Here is a 15,568-nt window from a genome sequence, read left to right on the forward strand (position 1 = left end):
TTGTCTCATCGTCGCATGCGGAAACCGCACCGCCGCACAGTCGAAGGGCCACAGGGCCGCAGGGCCGCAGGGCCGCAGGGCCGCAGGGCCTCCTGCCCGGAAGCCTCAGAAGCCGAGGATCGCGAAGAGAACTCCGCCGATGACGTGCGCGAGGACGGTCACCACCAGCACCGCGATGAGCACGTACTTGGCCGTCGGGTGATCGAACAGGGAGCCGGGTCGGGTGCGGTGGGCGGAGCGGTCCTGGGCCTGGTCTTCCAGCGATTCCAGCGAGGGCAGGAAGCGTGGTCGTCGGATGGCGGGCACCGGGTCTCTCCATTCGATGAGGCCACTAATGATTAGTACACTAACTATTAGTGCACGATACCTTGGAGCGTCCCGGAACGGCGGAGGACCCGTGAGTGACATCGACGACATCGACGGCATGGCCGCCCCGGCGACGCTGGACGATCTCGACCCCCTGGCGCTGGAGAACCAGGTGTGCTTCGCCCTGGCGGTCGCGTCCCGGTCGGTCATCGCGGTCTACCGGCCCCTGCTGGAGCCGATGGGGCTGACCCATCCCCAATACCTGGTCATGCTCGCGTTGTGGCAGCACGCGCCGCTGTCGGTCAAGGATCTCAGCAGGATGCTGCAACTGGAGCCGGCCACCCTGTCCCCCCTGCTCAAACGCCTGGAGGCCGCCGGTCTCGTCCAGCGCCGGCGGGCGGGCGGGGACGAGCGCTCCCTGTCGGTCGTGCTGACCGGGGCGGGCCGGGCCCTCCGCGAGGAGGCCCTGAAGATCCCCCCGGCGATCGTCGAGCGCCTGGACATGGACATCGCCGAGCTGCGCGGCCTGCACCAGGTGCTGACCCGGGTGATCGCCGCCGCTAACGCCGCCAGGCCGTCCGGGGCACGGAACGGCGCGGGCGACGGCTACGGCGCGGGCGAAGGCAACGGCGAAGGCAACGGCAACGGCGACGGCGACGGCGGAAGCACCGGTCGCGAACGATGAGTTTCCAACCCCTCTAGGGTCTGCACTGGGCAACCTGACCCGACCCGGAGGGAAACGCTCCATGGCCAAGATGTTGTACTCGGTCACCATGTCGCTGGACGGCTTCATCGCGGGCCCGGACGGCGACATGTCCTGGCTGGCCGACTACCTGGGACCCAACCCGGAGGTGGAGGGGCTGATCGGAGACATCGGGGCCCTGCTCGTGGGGAGGCGGACCTACGGAGGCGACGACCCGCACCGGGGCACCGAGAAGGAGGGCAAGGCGTTCGGCGGCGGGTGGGACGGTCCCCAGTTCGTGCTCACCCACCATGCTCCGGACAGGCCCGTGCCGGGGGTCACCTTCGTCGGCGACATCGACGGCGCGGTCGCCGCGTCCAAGGCGGCGGCGGGGGAGAAGTACGTCAACATCCTCGGGGCCGACATCGCCAGGCAGTGCGTGGAGATCGGTGCCCTTGACGAGGTCCTGGTGTGCATCGCGCCCGTCATGATCGGCGACGGTGTCCGGTTGTTCGACCATCCGGGCGGGACCCACGTCAAGCTCGAACGCCTCAGCGTCAGCCAGGCACCGCTGGCGACGAACCTCTGGATGCGCGTCGTGAGATGAGCCCCGGACGGGGACGGCGGCCAGGCCGCCGGACCCGTCGCCGGACGGCCTTTCCTGTACGGCGGAGATGGGACATGCTCGTCCCGATCGCCGACCAGGAGCCAGGAGTCACGGCATGGAGAGTCATGGCTGGGCCGTGGAGGTCCCGGACGCCTACAGGGTCGGGACGTGGGAGGTTCGCGGGCGGATCGCCGGGGGCAGCTGGAGCAGCGTCTACGAGGGACGGCCCGTCGCGGGAGGCGCGGAACGGGTCGCGCTGAAGTTCGTGCCGACGGGCACGCTGACTCCGCGGCAGCTCGGGCATCTCGCCGAGATGGCGCGCAGGGAACTGGCACTGTACGAGCGGCTCAGCCACCCCCGGCTCATCCGGCTCCACGAGACGCACACCGTCGACGATCCGGACCACGCCGCGCTCGACGGCGCGACCGTACTGGTGCTGGAACGCGCGGCCGGCTCGCTGGCGGCCCTGCTGAACGGCGGCGAGGGGCCGGTCCCCGAGGCGCACCGGCTGCTGACCGAGATCTGCGAGGGGCTGGAGCATCTGCACTCCTCGGGCTGGGTGCACGGTGACCTCAAGCCCGGCAACATCCTGCTCATGGAGGACGGCTCGGTGCGGCTGGCCGACTTCGGGCTGGCCGCGGAGCTGGACGGCACCCACGCCTACCTCCCCCCGTTGGGCACGTCCGACTACGTCGCGCCCGAGCGGCGGGACGAGCCGGTCGGGGACCGGGGGGCCGCGGTCCGCACGACCACCGACATCTGGGCGTTCGGCGTCACGGCCCACCAGGTGCTCACGGGGCGCCTGCCGTTCGCCGGCGCGACCGGCCGCGCCCGGCGGGCGGAGATCGAGGCGTACGCGGCGGGGCGGGGCCGGCTCGCGCTGTCGCCCGCGCTGCCCGCGCCCTGGCGCGAGCTCGTCGAGGACTGCCTGGCCCCCGACCACCGGAGGCGGGAACGCCACGACGCCGCGGGCCTGCTGGTCCGGCTCCGCGGCCTCGCGGACGTGCCCGCGACGGCGGAACCGGCCCGGGGGAAGCGGGGACGGCGGGGGAGGCGGGCGCGGCGGATCGCCGTCACGGCGGTCTCCGCGGCGGCGGTGGCGGGCGCGGTCCCCGCCGTGGCGGCACTGTCCGGAGCGGACGGGACCGACCGGCCCGAGCCCGGGACGACGCGGGCCGCGCCCGGGTACTTCCGCGCCGGCGCCGACATCCCGCCGCAGTACCGCGACCTCATCGTGCGGGCCGGGACCATGTGCGACGAGCGAGGGCTGAGTCCCGTGCTCATCGCCGCGATGCTCAAGGCGGAGTCGGGCTTCGACCCGGGCCTCAGGGACCCGGGGATGGACGAGTACGGCATCGCGCGCTGGACGCCGAGGGTCCTGCGCCATCACCTGCCGCCGGACCGGCGCGGCAGCGCGGCCGAGGCGGCGATGAGGCCGGAGGAGGCGATCCCGGCGATGGGCCGGTTCTTCTGCCGGTTCGGGCTGGAACTGACCGGTGTGCCGGGCGATCCGGCGCTGAACCTGGCCGCCGCGTACCGTACGTCCACCACGACGGTCGTCAGGTCGCGCGGGGTCCCTCCGCGGGTTCGTCCGTACATCGAACGGGTCCGGGGGCACATGGCGGACTACCGTCCCGAGGCGGCAGCAGTTCCAGGTGCTCCTCCCGGACGAGGTTGAACTTCAGCGCGAGCGCGACGAGCGCGGCGCGCTGCCAGTCGGCCTTGGCTCCGCCGGCGGGTTCCTTCACGCGGAGTTTCTTGCGGGCGAGGTAGTCGATGTGGAAGTTCACGGCGGGCCTGGTGGGCCGGCCGCCCAGCCGCTCGATGATCCCCGGTACGGACGGGATCACGACGGAGGAGGCGTCCAGCAGGCGGGGCTCGCACAGCGCGACCAGGACGCGGAAGTACTTCGAGGTCTCGTCGAGGGGGAAGGCGGCGGTGGTCGCGTCGTCGCCGTCGTCGGCGGCGCCGGCGTCCACGTAGAGGTGCTCGGGGGCGAAGACCAGGAACGAGACCGGCCCGCGGGCGGCCGGCACCACGACCCTGCTGAACTCGAACGGGACCGGCATGTCCGCCCGCCGGGGCGCGACCTTGACGAACTCGCCGGCGCCCTCGGGGTTCTCGACGACGATGGTCGCGCTCCGGCTGAGGTTGCTGATGACCCAGTGGTCCTCGACCGGGCGGATCCGGCCGGCGAGCCGTGAGACCCCCGGGTCGCCGAGCGGGACGTCGACCGGGACGCCGCCGGTGCCCCGGCCGAACGTCGCCGACTGGCCGGCCGCCAGCTCCAGGCCCCGGAACCGCGGGCCGCCCGGAACCCGGTGGTCATGCTGCACGATCACGGACAACCTATAACCTTCCAGCTTCTCGGGCCGGGCGCCGACAACGACAATAACCGTCATCCTGAACGGACGTAAACGTCCGCCAACGGCAGTTCGCTCCCAATTGTTCTCGACATTGTTGGCAAACATTGCCTGCCCACTTCCCGTTGAATAAGGAGAATGCGCGCCATGAAGGGTCGGGTGCCCGCTCCGCTCGTCTTCCTCACCACGCTGGGCGCGGCGTTCGTGCTGGCGTCCGGGTTCTCCTGGGCGAACGCGTCCACCGCGAACGCCTCCGCCGCGACGGCGAAAGCCGCCGCCCGGCCGGATTTCAAGATGCCGTTCCAATGCGGCCAGCGATGGCAGCTCACGACGTACACCGGCCACAATCCCGATGACAAGAAGCTCGACATGTTCCGGGAGGGCGGCGGGACGTCGGGCAGCGCGGTCCTCGCGTCGGCGGCCGGCCGCGTCCACCAGTGGTTCGACCCCGGCGGCCTGGAGATCGACCACGGCAACGGCTGGTTCACCGTCTACCTTCACATGAGCGCCCGCGCCCCGGTGGGGACGGTGGTCCCCGGGGGCGGGTGGATCGGCACCGCCGGTTCCGTCGGCACCGGCGTCGCGCATCTGCATTACGAGCAGCTCTACGACTCCAACGGCGACGGTGACGGCGAGACCGACGAGATGGTCCATCCCGTCATCCAGGGAACGGAGTACCGGCTCACCCCGCAGGGGCCTTTCCCATTCGTGACCAGTGCCAACGCGTGCGGTTCCGGACCGTACTGGGTCGACACGTTCGCGAACGCGACCGGTTACAAGGACGCGCAGATGAACGATGCGCAGGGGTTGTTGTACGCCGGTACGAATTATGTGTACTGCAAGGTGTGGGGCCGGGAGGTTCGTGTGGGTGACCAGTTCAATCACTGGTGGCTGAGGACGGATCTGGACGAGGTCTACGCCGGCAAGAACGGCAGGAACGCGTACGTCTCCGCCTACTACCTGTCCAGGTGGGGCGACGACGAGGCCAAGGACAACAACGGCAGGGAAATCCCCAATTGTTAGCACGGCCGAAGGAGAGGCGAATGCGGCCGATTCGGGCGACGCTCATCGTGTCGACGCTCTTGCTGGGTCTGTTCATCGCGCTGCCGGCGGGACCCGCCCTGGCGGCTCCCAACTTCAAGGCGCCCTACCCGTGCGGGCAGAGATGGACCTACTCGCACCATTCGGCGGAGGTGCGGCTGGCCCTGGACTTCGTCCGGGCCGACGGCGGCGGGACGGCGGGCACGCCGGTGCTGGCCTCGGCCGCCGGCACCGCCTACAACTACTACCAGGCCGGCGGGGCCGGCAACTACGTCGTCATCGACCATGGCGGCGGCTGGAAGACCTACTACTTCCACCTGGCGTCCTTCGGTGTCGGGCACGGCGCGGGCGTCGGGCAGGGGCAGGTGATCGGGACCACCGGATCGACCGGCAACAGCTCCGGCGCGCACATCCACTACGAGCAGCTCTACAACGGAGCCGGGCAGACCATCTCCATCAACGGCCAGTCGCTGGCGCCGTACCCCGGTTCGTACAACCAGAAGTACCTGACCAGTGACAACGGCTGCAGCGGTGGCGGCGGCAAGTACTGGGTGGACACGTTCGCGAACGCGACCGGTTACAAGGACGCGCAGATGAACGATGCGCAGGGGTTGTTGTACGCCGGTACGAATTATGTGTACTGCAAGGTGTGGGGCCGGGAGGTTCGTGTCGGTGACCAGTTCAATCACTGGTGGCTGAGGACGGATCTGGACGAGGTCTACGCCGGCAAGAACGGCTGGGGCGCGTACGTCTCCGCCTACTACCTGTCCAGATGGGGCAACGACGAGGCCCGGGACAACAACGGCACCGTCATCCCGAACTGCTGACCACCGGCCGACGGCCCTCGCCCGCGGCACCGGGCGGGGGCCGTCCGCATGCCGTCCCGCGTGCCGTTCCTCATGGGGACGTGTCTCAGGGGTGAGAGCGGCGGTTTCCCGGGCGGCGGAGCCAGGCCCGTTCGACGGGGCCGGAGAGGAGGAGCAGCAGGAGCGGCCAGTAGTTCAGGCCGGGCACCGCCACCGCCAGGACGAAGGCGAGGGCCAGCAGTGCGGTCGCGGTGAACGAACGGGTGAGGACCTCCGGCGTCACCGGGTGCCGCTCGGACGCCACCTCGGGGTCGGCCCGGACGACGAGGGCCAGCGCGGACTGGAACGCGCTCGCGAGCAGGATCGTGCCGATGTAGAGGCCGGCGGTGAAGCGGTCGGCGCTGTAGACGCCCACGATCTCGGTCGGGAACGGCAGCACGACGATGGTGAGCAGCCAGCCGGTGTTGCACAGGATCAGCGGTGTCGAGTAGGCCCGCACGTGCCGGAAGAAGCGGTGGTGCACCATCCAGAGCCGCATGATCACCGCGAAGCTCAGCAGGAAGCTCCAGATCTCCGGCCCGTGCCCGGTGATCACCTCCACCGCGCTCTCGCCGTTCCGCGCGGACTCCGGCACCACGTCCACCAGCGGCAGCACGAGCAGGGTCACCGCGATCGCGACGACGGCGTCGGTGAAGAAGACGAGCCGGTCCGGGTCCCTGGGAATGGCCACCGGCACAACCTAGCCAGGTGGCGCCGCGTCCTCCCTGTTCAAGGGGCCCGTGTCCGGTGGCCGTGTCAGCGGCCCCGTGCGTCCCGGCCCGGTGCGTCCTGGTTCGGGGCGTTCCGCCACAGCAGCTCCTCGGCGCGTGCGCAGGAGGCGTGGTCGGGCAGCAGGTTCGCCGCCATGGCCTCGGCCAGCGACGGCGCCGTCAGGTCCCGGCCGGACATGATCGGGTCCGGCAGCCCGCCGAGACGCAGCGCCAGCTCCGGGTCGACCGGCGAGACGGCCAGCTCGTTCGCGGGGACGTACGGGCCGGACATCAGGTAGGTCATGAGGGTCCCGTCCTCCAGCGCGGCGAACGCGTGGCCGACCCCCACCGGGACGTACACGGCGCGGGGGTTCTGGGCGTCGAGCTCGACGGCGTCCCAGCGGCCGAACGTCGGCGACCCCACCCTGAGATCGACGACGATGTCCCTCGCCCTCCCGTGCGCGCAGTAGACGTACTTGGCCATGCCCGGAGGCGTCCGGGTGACGTGGACGCCGCGCACCGCGCCGCGCCGGGACACGCTGAAACTGGCCTGCGCGACGGGGAACGCCGGGGCGCCGCCGTGGGAGGCGAACGCCGTCCCCTCGAACGGCGAGACGAAGAATCCGCGTTCGTCGCGGTGGACGTCGGGAGTGAACTCCAGGGCGTCCCGCACGGAGAGCCGGCGTACCTTCATCGCGCCTCCCGGTCGTTCGTCATGACGCCGTGCCGGATTCCTCCGGGACGAGCCGCCCGGCCGGTGGCGTGACCGCCCGGTCCCGGGCGAGCGGGCGGTCCTGGACGTAGTCGAGGTCCAGCCGCAGCGCGGTGTCGGCCTTGGCCAGCTCCGCCCCCAGGTAGCCGGCGTGCGACGGGTCCCGGATCAGGCCGTGCCGCAGCACGCCCGCCAGCAGCGCCTCGGGGCAGTGGCTGCGCAGCTCCCGGCCGGCGCGCAGGTCGTGGTCGTAGTGCCGGACGACCAGCACTCCGTGGTCGCGGTCGACGCCGACCACCAGGAAGCCCTCCGCCGTCCGGGGGATCGGCCTGCGCGGCCCTCCCGCGGGCAGCCGTTCCAGGGGTGGGGCGGCCGGCCGCGCGCGGGGCACCACGGGCGGCAGGGCGTCGAGACCGGACAGCACCGCCGCCAACCGCCGCGGGTCGGCCACGCCGATGTGGTCGTGGACGCGGACGCGGCGCCGGAACTCCTCGACGTCGCCGGGCGCCAGCCCCGCCAGCACCGGCCGGTACCCCTGGGCACCGATGACGGTGCCGTCGTCCCCGCAGCCGTTCTCCGCCAGCGCCAGCAGGGTCTGCCCGGGGCGGAACAGCCGGGAGTCGCGCCCGCAGACGACCAGGTGCCGGACCGCGGACCGGCGCAGCAGATCGGCGACGACGTTCTGGAGGCCGAGGTTGGCCGTCACCAGCGGCCCCGCCACGGCCACCCGCGGATGCCCGCCCAGCGCCCTGGCCAGCCGCCGGTCGGTGAGCGTGCAGACCGCGGCGTCCCCGCGGCCCGTCACCACGTCGCCGCACCCCCGTTGTAGCTGCGCGGCGCGCCGCCGGCCGTGACCGGCGGCAGCGTGGAGCTGATCTCGGCGACGTTGGCGCCGAGCCGGTACAGCCGCTTGCCGACCCGCAGCTGCTCACCGCGGATGCCGTCGATGCAGCGGCGGAACCGGTCCTCGACCTCCTCCACCTGGCGGCGCTGCTTGCGCACGTCCAGCCGGTCCTCCAGGCAGTCCGAGAGGTTCTCCATGAAGAACTGGTAGTTCGCCTCGCCCATCGCCTGCCGCGTCCGGTGCAGGTAGTCCTTGAACTCCTCCAGGACGTCCACGACGCCGGGCACCTTGTGGAACCGCCGGTAGATGCGGGAGACGAACGTCTGCACGACGACGTTGAAGGTCTCGAACTCGAACACCGCCGACTGCTCGGTGATGACGCCGCGCTCGTGGTAGTCGGCGTTGTTGTAGAGAGAGGCGAAGTGCCTGGCGAGCTTGTCGACGCGCTCGTCCTTGTAGGCGTAGTCGTAGGGGTCGAGGGTCTGGTGGTAGCGCTCCCCGAGCAGCCCGTCCTCGGCCATCCGCTGCGCGATGGAGGTGCCCGGGTAGACCTCCAGCCGCTCGGTCATCCGGCGCAGGTTCTGGCCCGCGTGCGCGCGCAGGAACCGCGCGTTCTCCACCAGCGTCTCCGCGGTCGCGTACGGGTGGAACGGCAGGAAGCCGAGCGCCAGGTAGATGCCGTGCTCGCGCATCAGCCGGATCACCCGGATGTTGTCCTCGACGGTGGCGCGCTTCTCCCACAGCTCCAGTTCCGACTGCACGCCGGACTCGATGCCGATGTTGACCTTCTCCAGGCCGCTGCGGACCAGCAGGTCGAGCAGCTCGTGGTCGTCGTCGGACCAGTTCTCGGCCCGCATGCAGACGTTGTAGTAGATGTCCAGGTCACGGTCGAGGATCTCCTCGGCGATGTGCCGGACCCGTTTCTTGCCGACCCGGCCTCCGTCGGGGTCCTCGAAGGTGGAGTCGATGAAGTCGAAGGTGCGGAACCGCTGCTCCCGCACGATCTTCTCGATCTCGTCGACGATCAGCGGCACCGAGCGGGCCCGCCACGCCTTGCCGTCCTGCACCCGGTTGCCCAGGTTCGGCGCCGAGCAGAAGGTGCAGCGGGCGACGCAGCCCCGGCTGCTGCTGATCCGGACGTACTCCAGCTTGCTGCCGTGCTGGATCAGCTGGTCGCGGGCCGGGTCGGGCAGCGCGTCCAGGTTGTGGACCAGGGGCCGCGCCGGATTCTGCCGCAGCTCGTCGCCGTCGCGGTAGCCGATGCCGGGGCAGCCGGCGTACCCCTCGCCCAGCGCCAGCCGCTGCGCCAGGTCGAGGATGAGCGGCTCGCCCTCGCCGAGCGCCACCAGGTCGGCGTACGGGTTGGTGCGCAGCACGTCCAGGCCGGTGAACGTCCCGGCGGGGCCGCCGCAGGCGATGACGACGTCGGGGGCGCGCTCGCGCAGCCGCCGGCAGAACTCGATGCAGCTCGGCACGTTCAGGCTCATCAGCGTGAAGCAGACCAGGTCCGGCGCGAACTCCAGCAACCCCTCGACCGCCTCGTCCTCCCGGCCGTGCTCGACCTCCCTGATCTCGCAGGTGAAGCCGGCCTGGCGGAGCACCGAGGCCATGAACCCCACGCCCAGATGCTCGGGCGACATCACCAGGTCGCCGTCCAGGAGGATCACGAAGCCGACCCGGAACGCGCCGGGATCGGTGATCCGCTCGTCCAGGCTGATCTCGAACTCGCCGGGATGCCGGCGGGGCCGCCGGGGGCTGATCGCTACGTCCGTGGTCATCGGGTGTCCCTCCTGGTGGTCACGGTGTGACGGGCGTCCGCCGGGCGCGGACGCCGGGTTCGCCGGGCACGCCCGAGCCGCCGCCGGGCACGCCCGACCCGCGGCCGGCGGGCGCGCCCGTGACGGGGACGCCCTCCATCGCCGGCCCGGGCGGCACGCCCAGGCACGCCAGGATCGTCGGCGCGACGTCGCGCATCTCGACGGTGCCGCGGCCGTGGTCGCCGCGCAGCCAGAACGTGGCGTCGTGCCGGGTGTGGGTGCCGGTCAGCGGACCGGGCGCGATCGGCTCGGCCTGCGTCCAGGACCCGCGGACCTGGACGCCGTGCGCGGGCATCACGACGAGGTCGGGGGCGCGGTGGGCCTCGGGTCCCGCGTACAGGTGCGCGCCGTCCAGGACCTCTCCGACCAGCGGGCGGCCGGGACCGCCCTCGGTGACGGCGCCGCCGTCGCCGAGCCGCAGGGCGGCCAGGCGCGCGGCCAGCTCGGCCTTCAGCGCGGGGCGGTCCAGGTCGCCGCCGCCGGGGAAGCGGTCGCGGTGGTTGAAGTAGAGCCGGCCGGGGTCCAGCGCGAACGCCCGTGTCGCGCCGTCGATGCCGCGCAGGTCGGGCGCGTCGGCCGGCAGGGCGAGGTAACCCTCGCGGCGCAGCCAGGCGTTGAGGTAGAACTGCGCGTCGGCCGGGCCGAACCCGTGATCGCTGACGATCATGAGTGCGCCGTCGCCCGCCAGCTCGGCCAGCTCGGCGATCGCCTCGTCCACCCGCCGGTAGAAGCGGAGGATCCGGTCGTGCAGCGGGGAGCCGGGGGTGCGCAGGCTCCGCCAGTGGAAGTGGTGCACCCGGTCGGTCTCGGTGATGACGCACACGGCCAGCCGGGGGCGGCGCTCCAGATGGCGGCGGAACGCGGCGCGGCGCGCGGCCAGCGCCGCCTCCACCTCGTCCATGAAGCCGTCCGGGTCGCCGACCGGATCGTCGATGTCGACGTCCAGGCGGTAGTCCAGCTCCCGGAGCGGCGCGCGCTCCTCGGGCGGGTGGACGGCGCGGTCGAAGTCGGGGGCCACGAAGCCCGAGATCAGCGTGCCGCGCACCGGCGGCGCCGGGTAGGTGCCCGGCACGTTGAGGATCGCGCAGTCGCCCGGGACGTGCTCCCACAGCAGCGGCGCCCGCACGTCGGGCAGCCGCGGGAAGAAGGTGCCGTAGCCGCCCGGCTCCAGGTCGATGAACCCGTACACGCCGTGGCGGCCGGGGTCGGCGCCGGTGAGGAACGTGACCCACGAGGTCGAGCTGATGTCGGGGACGGGGGCCCGCAGCGGGCGCAGCGCGCCCTGGCCGAGGAGTTCGCGGGTGGCGGGCATGACGCCCTCGGCGGCCAGCTCCTCCAGCAGCCAGTGCGGGACGCCGTCCAGCCCGATGACGGTGGTCCTGGTCATGTCGCGTCCGTCTCGATGTGGTCGATGACGCCCGGGCCGAGCGCGGTCCCGTCGGCGTCGCAGAACATGAACCGGCCCAGCGGCGGGCAGTGGCGGGCCTCCTCGGCGGCCACCGGGGCGGCCAGCCGGATCCGTACCTCGGCCAGCTCGCTGAAGCCGACCGGGCGGCCGTCCTCCAGCGGCGTCATCCCGGCGGTCTCCCAGCGGCGGTGCACCGCCTCCAGCCGCCCGGCGAACCCGCCGCCCACGGTGCGGACCAGGCAGGGCCGTCCCGGGGCGAACGGGGTGGAGCCGGTGTTGAGCACGCGGGCGCGCCAGACGCGGCCGACCCGCGGCGGGTCGTCCGGCGGGGCGAGCACGGAGCCCTGCGCGGGCTGGTCGCCCGAGATCCGCAGGCCCACGTCGTCGCCCGTGCGGGCCCGCTCCAGCGGCGGCTCCCCGAACCGCTCGATCAGCTCGATCGCGCAGCGCCCGCCGCCGGGGGAGATCCGCAGCTCCTGGCCGGGCCGGACGGTGCCGCTCTCGACGCGGCCCACGACGCGCCGGACGCCGCCGGCCTCCAGGACGCCGCCGACGACGAACCGCGGCGGTTCCACCCGGCTCTGGCGGACGGCCAGCGCGTCCATCGCCTCGAACAGGGTGCGGCCGGTGTACCAGGGCATCGGCCCGCCGGGCCCGTTCGCCGGGGCGGCGACGTTGTCGCCCCGCAGCGAGCCGACCGGGACGGCCCCGGCCGGTTCGAGGCCGCACTCGGCGGCCAGCCCGGCGACCTGCGCCGCGACCCGCTCGAAGGCGTCCGGGTCGTACCCGGCCAGGTCCATCTTGGTGACCGCGCACAGGACGGAGCGGACGCCGAGCAGCTCCAGCACCCGCAGGTGCCGGCGGGTCTGCGCGGCCACCTGCTCGTGGACGTCCACCACGACGACCCCGGCGTCGGCGCGGGACGCGCCGCTGACCATGTTCTTGAGCAGTTCGCCGTGGCCGGGGACGTCGATGAGGACGAACCGGCACGACGGGGTCTCCAGCACCGCGCGGGTGGTGTCCAGCGTGAACAGGCCCTCGCGTTCCTCGCTGAGGCCGTCGAGGAGGAACGCCAGGCCGCCCGCCTCGGGGTCGAGGTCCAGCCGGTCGGCGGGCAGTGCTCCGGTGTCGTACAGGAGCCGGCCGAGCAACGTGGACTTGCCGTGGTCGACCTCGCCGACGAACGCGACGTTGAAGGTCCGCCGCGGCACGTCCTGGCCGGCGGCGTCCTGGCCCGCGGCCGGCCGGCCCGGGGCGTTCTGGCCCGCGGCGTCCTGGGACGTGGCGTCCTGGGACGGGGGCGCGTGCTGTGTCCGGGGGGTCATCACATGTACCCCAGGGCGCGCAGCTTCTGCATGGCGGCGGCGTCCTCCTTGTCCTGGGCGCGCCCGGCGCGCTCGCCCTCCCTGGCGCCCCGCACCTCCAGGACGATGTCGACGACGTCGTTCGCCTGGCTCTCCACCGGTTTGCAGCACGTCTGGCAGCCGATGGAGCGGTAGCGCCGGCCGTTCTCGGCGAAGTACAGCTCGGGCAGCGGGATGTCCTCGGCCCGCACGTACTCCCAGATGTCGATCTCGCGCCAGTTCAGGATCGGGTGGACGCGGATGTGGCCGTCGTCGGCGACGGTGGCCTGGTGCAGGTCCCAGAACTCCGGCGGCTGGTCCTGGTAGTTCCAGGCGAACGAGGCGTCGCGCGGGCTGAACACCCGTTCCTTGGCGCGCACGCCGTGCTCGTCGCCGCGGATGCCGAGGATCACCGCGTCATGGCCGCCGTCCCGGATGCCCTGCTGCAGGGCGTTGGTCTTCAGCGCCGTGCAGCACTCCAGCTTGGAGGCCTTGTCGGGGCCCATCCCCGCCTCCAGCGCCGCCTCGTTCCGCACGACGGTGAGGTCCAGGCCCCACTCCTTGGCGTAGCGGTCGCGGAACCGGTACATCTCCGGGAACTTGTAGGAGGTGTCGATGTGCAGGACCGTGAACGGGACCTCGCCGAAGAACGCCTTGCGGGTGAGCCAGAGCAGGGTCGTGGAGTCCTTGCCCATCGACCACAGCAGGGCGGGCCGCTCGAAGCGCTCGCGGGTCTCGCGCAGGATGTGGATGGTCTCGTTCTCGAGACCTCGGTCTACGGCTTGCACGCTCATCCCTTCGTCATGGCGCCGGCGGGCCGCTGCCACGGCACCGGCGCGCCCGGCTCCGGGTGGACGCCCACCACCAGCGGGTGGCAGCCGCCGAAACGGCCCGGGTCGCGGCCGGTGGGCTTGGTCAGCCCGACGGCGAGGTAGGTGGTGGACCCCGCCCACCGGGCGGCGAACTCCTCCGCCCGGCCGGCGTCGGTCGCGGGGAACGCGCGGACCATGCGCAGGTCGGGCACGATCCAGTCGAACGTCTCGCCGCGCTCGTCGGTGAACTCCGCGCGCAGGTGGCGGCGGCCGGAGGAGGCCGTGCGGTGGTGGAGGCGGCGGATCACGGCGCGTACCAGCCCGACGCTGCGCCGGTCCGCCAGCGCGGTGGTGACGTCGGGATCGGAGGTACGGCCGAGCAGCTCGGCCCACCGGTCCTCTCCCAGCGGCTCGTCGCAGGAACGGGCGGCGGAGAGCAGGTGGCGGTCCTCCGGGCGCGGATCGCGGGCCCGGGTCGGGCCGAGTTCGAGGTCGACCGGCCACCCGTAGCGGTAGGGGCCGCCGGGACGGATCACCGCGCCGACCGTCACCGGCTCGGGGCGCAGCCACCGCCCCGCCGCGTCCACCCCCGCCACGCACGCCTCGCGGGCGTCGGCGCAGGTGATGGCGAGCGGTATCAGCCGGGTGGACGCGGTCATGGCGGCGCACCCCCGTCCAGCGCGAAGCCGTCTGGGACACGGCCGTCCAGCGCAGGCTCGGCCGGCGCAGGCTCGTTCGGCGTGTGGCCGTCCAGCGTGCGGCCGGGCAGGTCGGGCGGGACCGGCAGGCCGAGCATCGTCATGATCGTGGGCGCGATGTCGTGCGGCACGGCCGTGCCCCCGTCGACGGCCCCGGCGAACGCCGGTCCCAGGCCCGCCCAGTACGACTCGCGGCGGTGCCAGCCGCTCTGCAGCCTCCGGTAGGTGCGGCCCGACCAGAACGGGTCGCCGAGCGGCAGGTAGCGCTCGTCGGCGGGGATCAGCACCAGGTCGGGCGCCTCCGCCACCTCGGGGCCGGGGTAGACCTCCTCGCGGGGCAGCGCGCCGGCGAGCAGCGGGCGCCCGGTCAGGGGATTGACGTGGTCGAGCAGGACGCCGCGCACCTTGTCGAGCACCGCGGGCAGGTCGCCCGGCGGGACCGAGCCCTCCCGGTAGCGGCCCGCGAGGTTGATGTTGACGCCCTGCGAACCCTGCACGGACTCGAACGCGGCGGTCCGGCTCCAGTCCGGCCGCCCGCCGGGGCCCGGCACCAGCAGGCCCGCCTCGGCCAGCACGTCGTTGACCGAGCAGTACGACCGCAGCGGCCCGAACCCGATCTCCGAGAACGCCAGCACGCTGGTGTGCTCGTCGGCGCGGTCCAGCAGCCGGCCGAGCGTCTCGTCGGCCACCTGGTAGGCGCGCAGCACGGCGAGGTCGTTCTCGGGGAGCGGGCTGCCGGGTTCCAGCTCCTGCCAGTAGGCGTGGGACAGCCGGTCGATCGCGGTGAGGTTGAGCACGGTCAGGTCGGCGCCGTCCGCCAGGCGCAGCGCCGCCGCCGAGCGTTCCCGGTCGGCCCGGAGCACCGGGGAGACGAAGTCCTCCCGGGCCTGCCCGGAGAACCACACCGCCACGTCGTGGACCGGGCGGATGCCCGCCCCGGCCAGTTCCACCGGCAGCCCGCGCGGGTGGCAGGCGTGCGTGGTGGCCCGCATCGGGTAGCTGATGACGTGCCCGTCGACGGGGCGGACGGGATGGGTGCCGAACACGTTGATCACGGCGACCCGGCGGCCGGACAGCTCCGGCCGGTGCCACAGCAGCGGGCGGCGCGGCGAGGAGCTGTCCAGCACGACGGGCCGGTAGTCGGGATCGTGCACCTTCCAGTACGAGAAGATTCCGTGCACGGCGGGCGGATGCCCGCTGAACGCGCTGATCAGGCCCGGCGGTTCGTACGGCACCGGCTCGTTGCGCATGGTGCCGCGCGTCCCCTCCGACAGCAGCCGGTGGAACGAGGGGAGCCGGCCGGGGCCGAAGCGGTCGATCAGCTCCGGCGCGGCCCCCTCGGTGATCAGGACGATGGCCCTGCGGCGCGGCATGGTCGCC

General features: G+C 72.8%; 16 protein-coding genes. 5 read left to right on the top strand and 11 right to left on the bottom strand.

What is annotated here, in order from left to right:
• Positions 1 to 105 precede the first annotated feature (105 nt).
• Positions 106 to 306, bottom strand: a complete 201-nt coding sequence (locus IW256_RS00160; RefSeq protein ID WP_197008985.1) for a hypothetical protein — start codon at positions 304 to 306, stop codon at positions 106 to 108.
• Between the two features lie 91 nt (positions 307 to 397).
• Here IW256_RS00160 and IW256_RS00165 point away from each other — a divergent pair, with 91 nt between their 5' ends.
• The 3 genes from IW256_RS00165 (at position 398) to IW256_RS00175 (ending at position 3,273) form a co-directional block, all read left to right on the top strand.
• Entirely contained in the window at positions 398 to 991 is a 594-nt protein-coding gene (locus tag IW256_RS00165) for a MarR family winged helix-turn-helix transcriptional regulator (protein WP_307828681.1), read from the top strand.
• Between the two features lie 61 nt (positions 992 to 1,052).
• The gene (locus IW256_RS00170; protein WP_197008986.1) at positions 1,053 to 1,595 is read left to right on the top strand and encodes a dihydrofolate reductase family protein; all 543 of its coding nucleotides are present in this window, start codon (positions 1,053 to 1,055) and stop codon (positions 1,593 to 1,595) included.
• A gap of 115 nt (positions 1,596 to 1,710) precedes the next feature.
• Positions 1,711 to 3,273, top strand: coding sequence for a serine/threonine-protein kinase (locus tag IW256_RS00175; protein WP_197008987.1), 1,563 nt, complete (start codon positions 1,711 to 1,713; stop codon positions 3,271 to 3,273).
• Here the strand turns inward: IW256_RS00175 and IW256_RS00180 are convergent.
• Positions 3,155 to 3,937: an FHA domain-containing protein gene (locus tag IW256_RS00180; protein WP_197008988.1), complete on the bottom strand. Its 783-nt coding sequence runs from the start codon at positions 3,935 to 3,937 to the stop codon at positions 3,155 to 3,157. The genes IW256_RS00175 and IW256_RS00180 overlap by 119 nt on opposite strands.
• 168 nt (positions 3,938 to 4,105) lie before the next feature.
• Here IW256_RS00180 and IW256_RS00185 point away from each other — a divergent pair, with 168 nt between their 5' ends.
• The gene (locus IW256_RS00185) at positions 4,106 to 4,981 is read left to right on the top strand and encodes a M23 family metallopeptidase (protein ID WP_197008989.1); all 876 of its coding nucleotides are present in this window, start codon (positions 4,106 to 4,108) and stop codon (positions 4,979 to 4,981) included.
• Between the two features lie 20 nt (positions 4,982 to 5,001).
• Positions 5,002 to 5,826 carry a M23 family metallopeptidase gene (locus IW256_RS00190; RefSeq protein ID WP_197008990.1) on the top strand — a complete coding sequence of 275 codons (825 nt, stop codon included), beginning with the start codon at positions 5,002 to 5,004 and terminating at the stop codon, positions 5,824 to 5,826.
• A gap of 85 nt (positions 5,827 to 5,911) precedes the next feature.
• Here the strand turns inward: IW256_RS00190 and IW256_RS00195 are convergent, their stop codons facing one another.
• The 9 genes from IW256_RS00195 to IW256_RS00235 form a co-directional block, all read right to left on the bottom strand.
• Positions 5,912 to 6,535, bottom strand: coding sequence for a TMEM175 family protein (locus IW256_RS00195; protein WP_197008991.1), 624 nt, complete (start codon positions 6,533 to 6,535; stop codon positions 5,912 to 5,914).
• Positions 6,536 to 6,600: 65 nt separating this feature from the next.
• Complete coding sequence (locus IW256_RS00200; RefSeq protein WP_197008992.1) at positions 6,601 to 7,248, bottom strand: dTDP-4-dehydrorhamnose 3,5-epimerase family protein; 648 nt, start codon at positions 7,246 to 7,248, stop codon at positions 6,601 to 6,603.
• A gap of 19 nt (positions 7,249 to 7,267) precedes the next feature.
• Entirely contained in the window at positions 7,268 to 8,074 is an 807-nt protein-coding gene (locus tag IW256_RS41970; protein WP_197008993.1) for a DUF4346 domain-containing protein, read from the bottom strand.
• Positions 8,068 to 9,888, bottom strand: a complete 1,821-nt coding sequence (locus IW256_RS00210) for a B12-binding domain-containing radical SAM protein (RefSeq protein ID WP_197008994.1) — start codon at positions 9,886 to 9,888, stop codon at positions 8,068 to 8,070. Before IW256_RS00210 ends, IW256_RS41970 begins: the two co-directional genes overlap by 7 nt.
• Positions 9,889 to 9,907: 19 nt before the next feature.
• Positions 9,908 to 11,314: an alkaline phosphatase family protein gene (locus IW256_RS00215; RefSeq protein WP_197008995.1), complete on the bottom strand. Its 1,407-nt coding sequence runs from the start codon at positions 11,312 to 11,314 to the stop codon at positions 9,908 to 9,910.
• A complete protein-coding gene (locus IW256_RS00220; RefSeq protein ID WP_197008996.1) occupies positions 11,311 to 12,660 on the bottom strand; it encodes a GTP-binding protein in 1,350 nt (449 codons plus the stop codon). Before IW256_RS00220 ends, IW256_RS00215 begins: the two co-directional genes overlap by 4 nt.
• Positions 12,660 to 13,466: a sulfate adenylyltransferase subunit CysD gene (gene cysD / locus IW256_RS00225; RefSeq protein WP_197008997.1), complete on the bottom strand. Its 807-nt coding sequence runs from the start codon at positions 13,464 to 13,466 to the stop codon at positions 12,660 to 12,662. The genes IW256_RS00220 and cysD overlap by 1 nt, the downstream gene beginning before the upstream one ends.
• Before the next feature lie 2 nt (positions 13,467 to 13,468).
• A complete protein-coding gene (locus tag IW256_RS00230) occupies positions 13,469 to 14,149 on the bottom strand; it encodes a hypothetical protein (RefSeq protein WP_197008998.1) in 681 nt (226 codons plus the stop codon).
• Positions 14,146 to 15,561 carry an alkaline phosphatase family protein gene (locus IW256_RS00235; protein ID WP_197008999.1) on the bottom strand — a complete coding sequence of 472 codons (1,416 nt, stop codon included), beginning with the start codon at positions 15,559 to 15,561 and terminating at the stop codon, positions 14,146 to 14,148. Before IW256_RS00235 ends, IW256_RS00230 begins: the two co-directional genes overlap by 4 nt.
• Between the last annotated feature and the right edge of the window lie 7 nt (positions 15,562 to 15,568).

The sequence above is a fragment of the Actinomadura viridis genome (assembly GCF_015751755.1).
GTDB classification, from domain to species: Bacteria; Actinomycetota; Actinomycetes; order Streptosporangiales; family Streptosporangiaceae; genus Spirillospora; species Spirillospora viridis.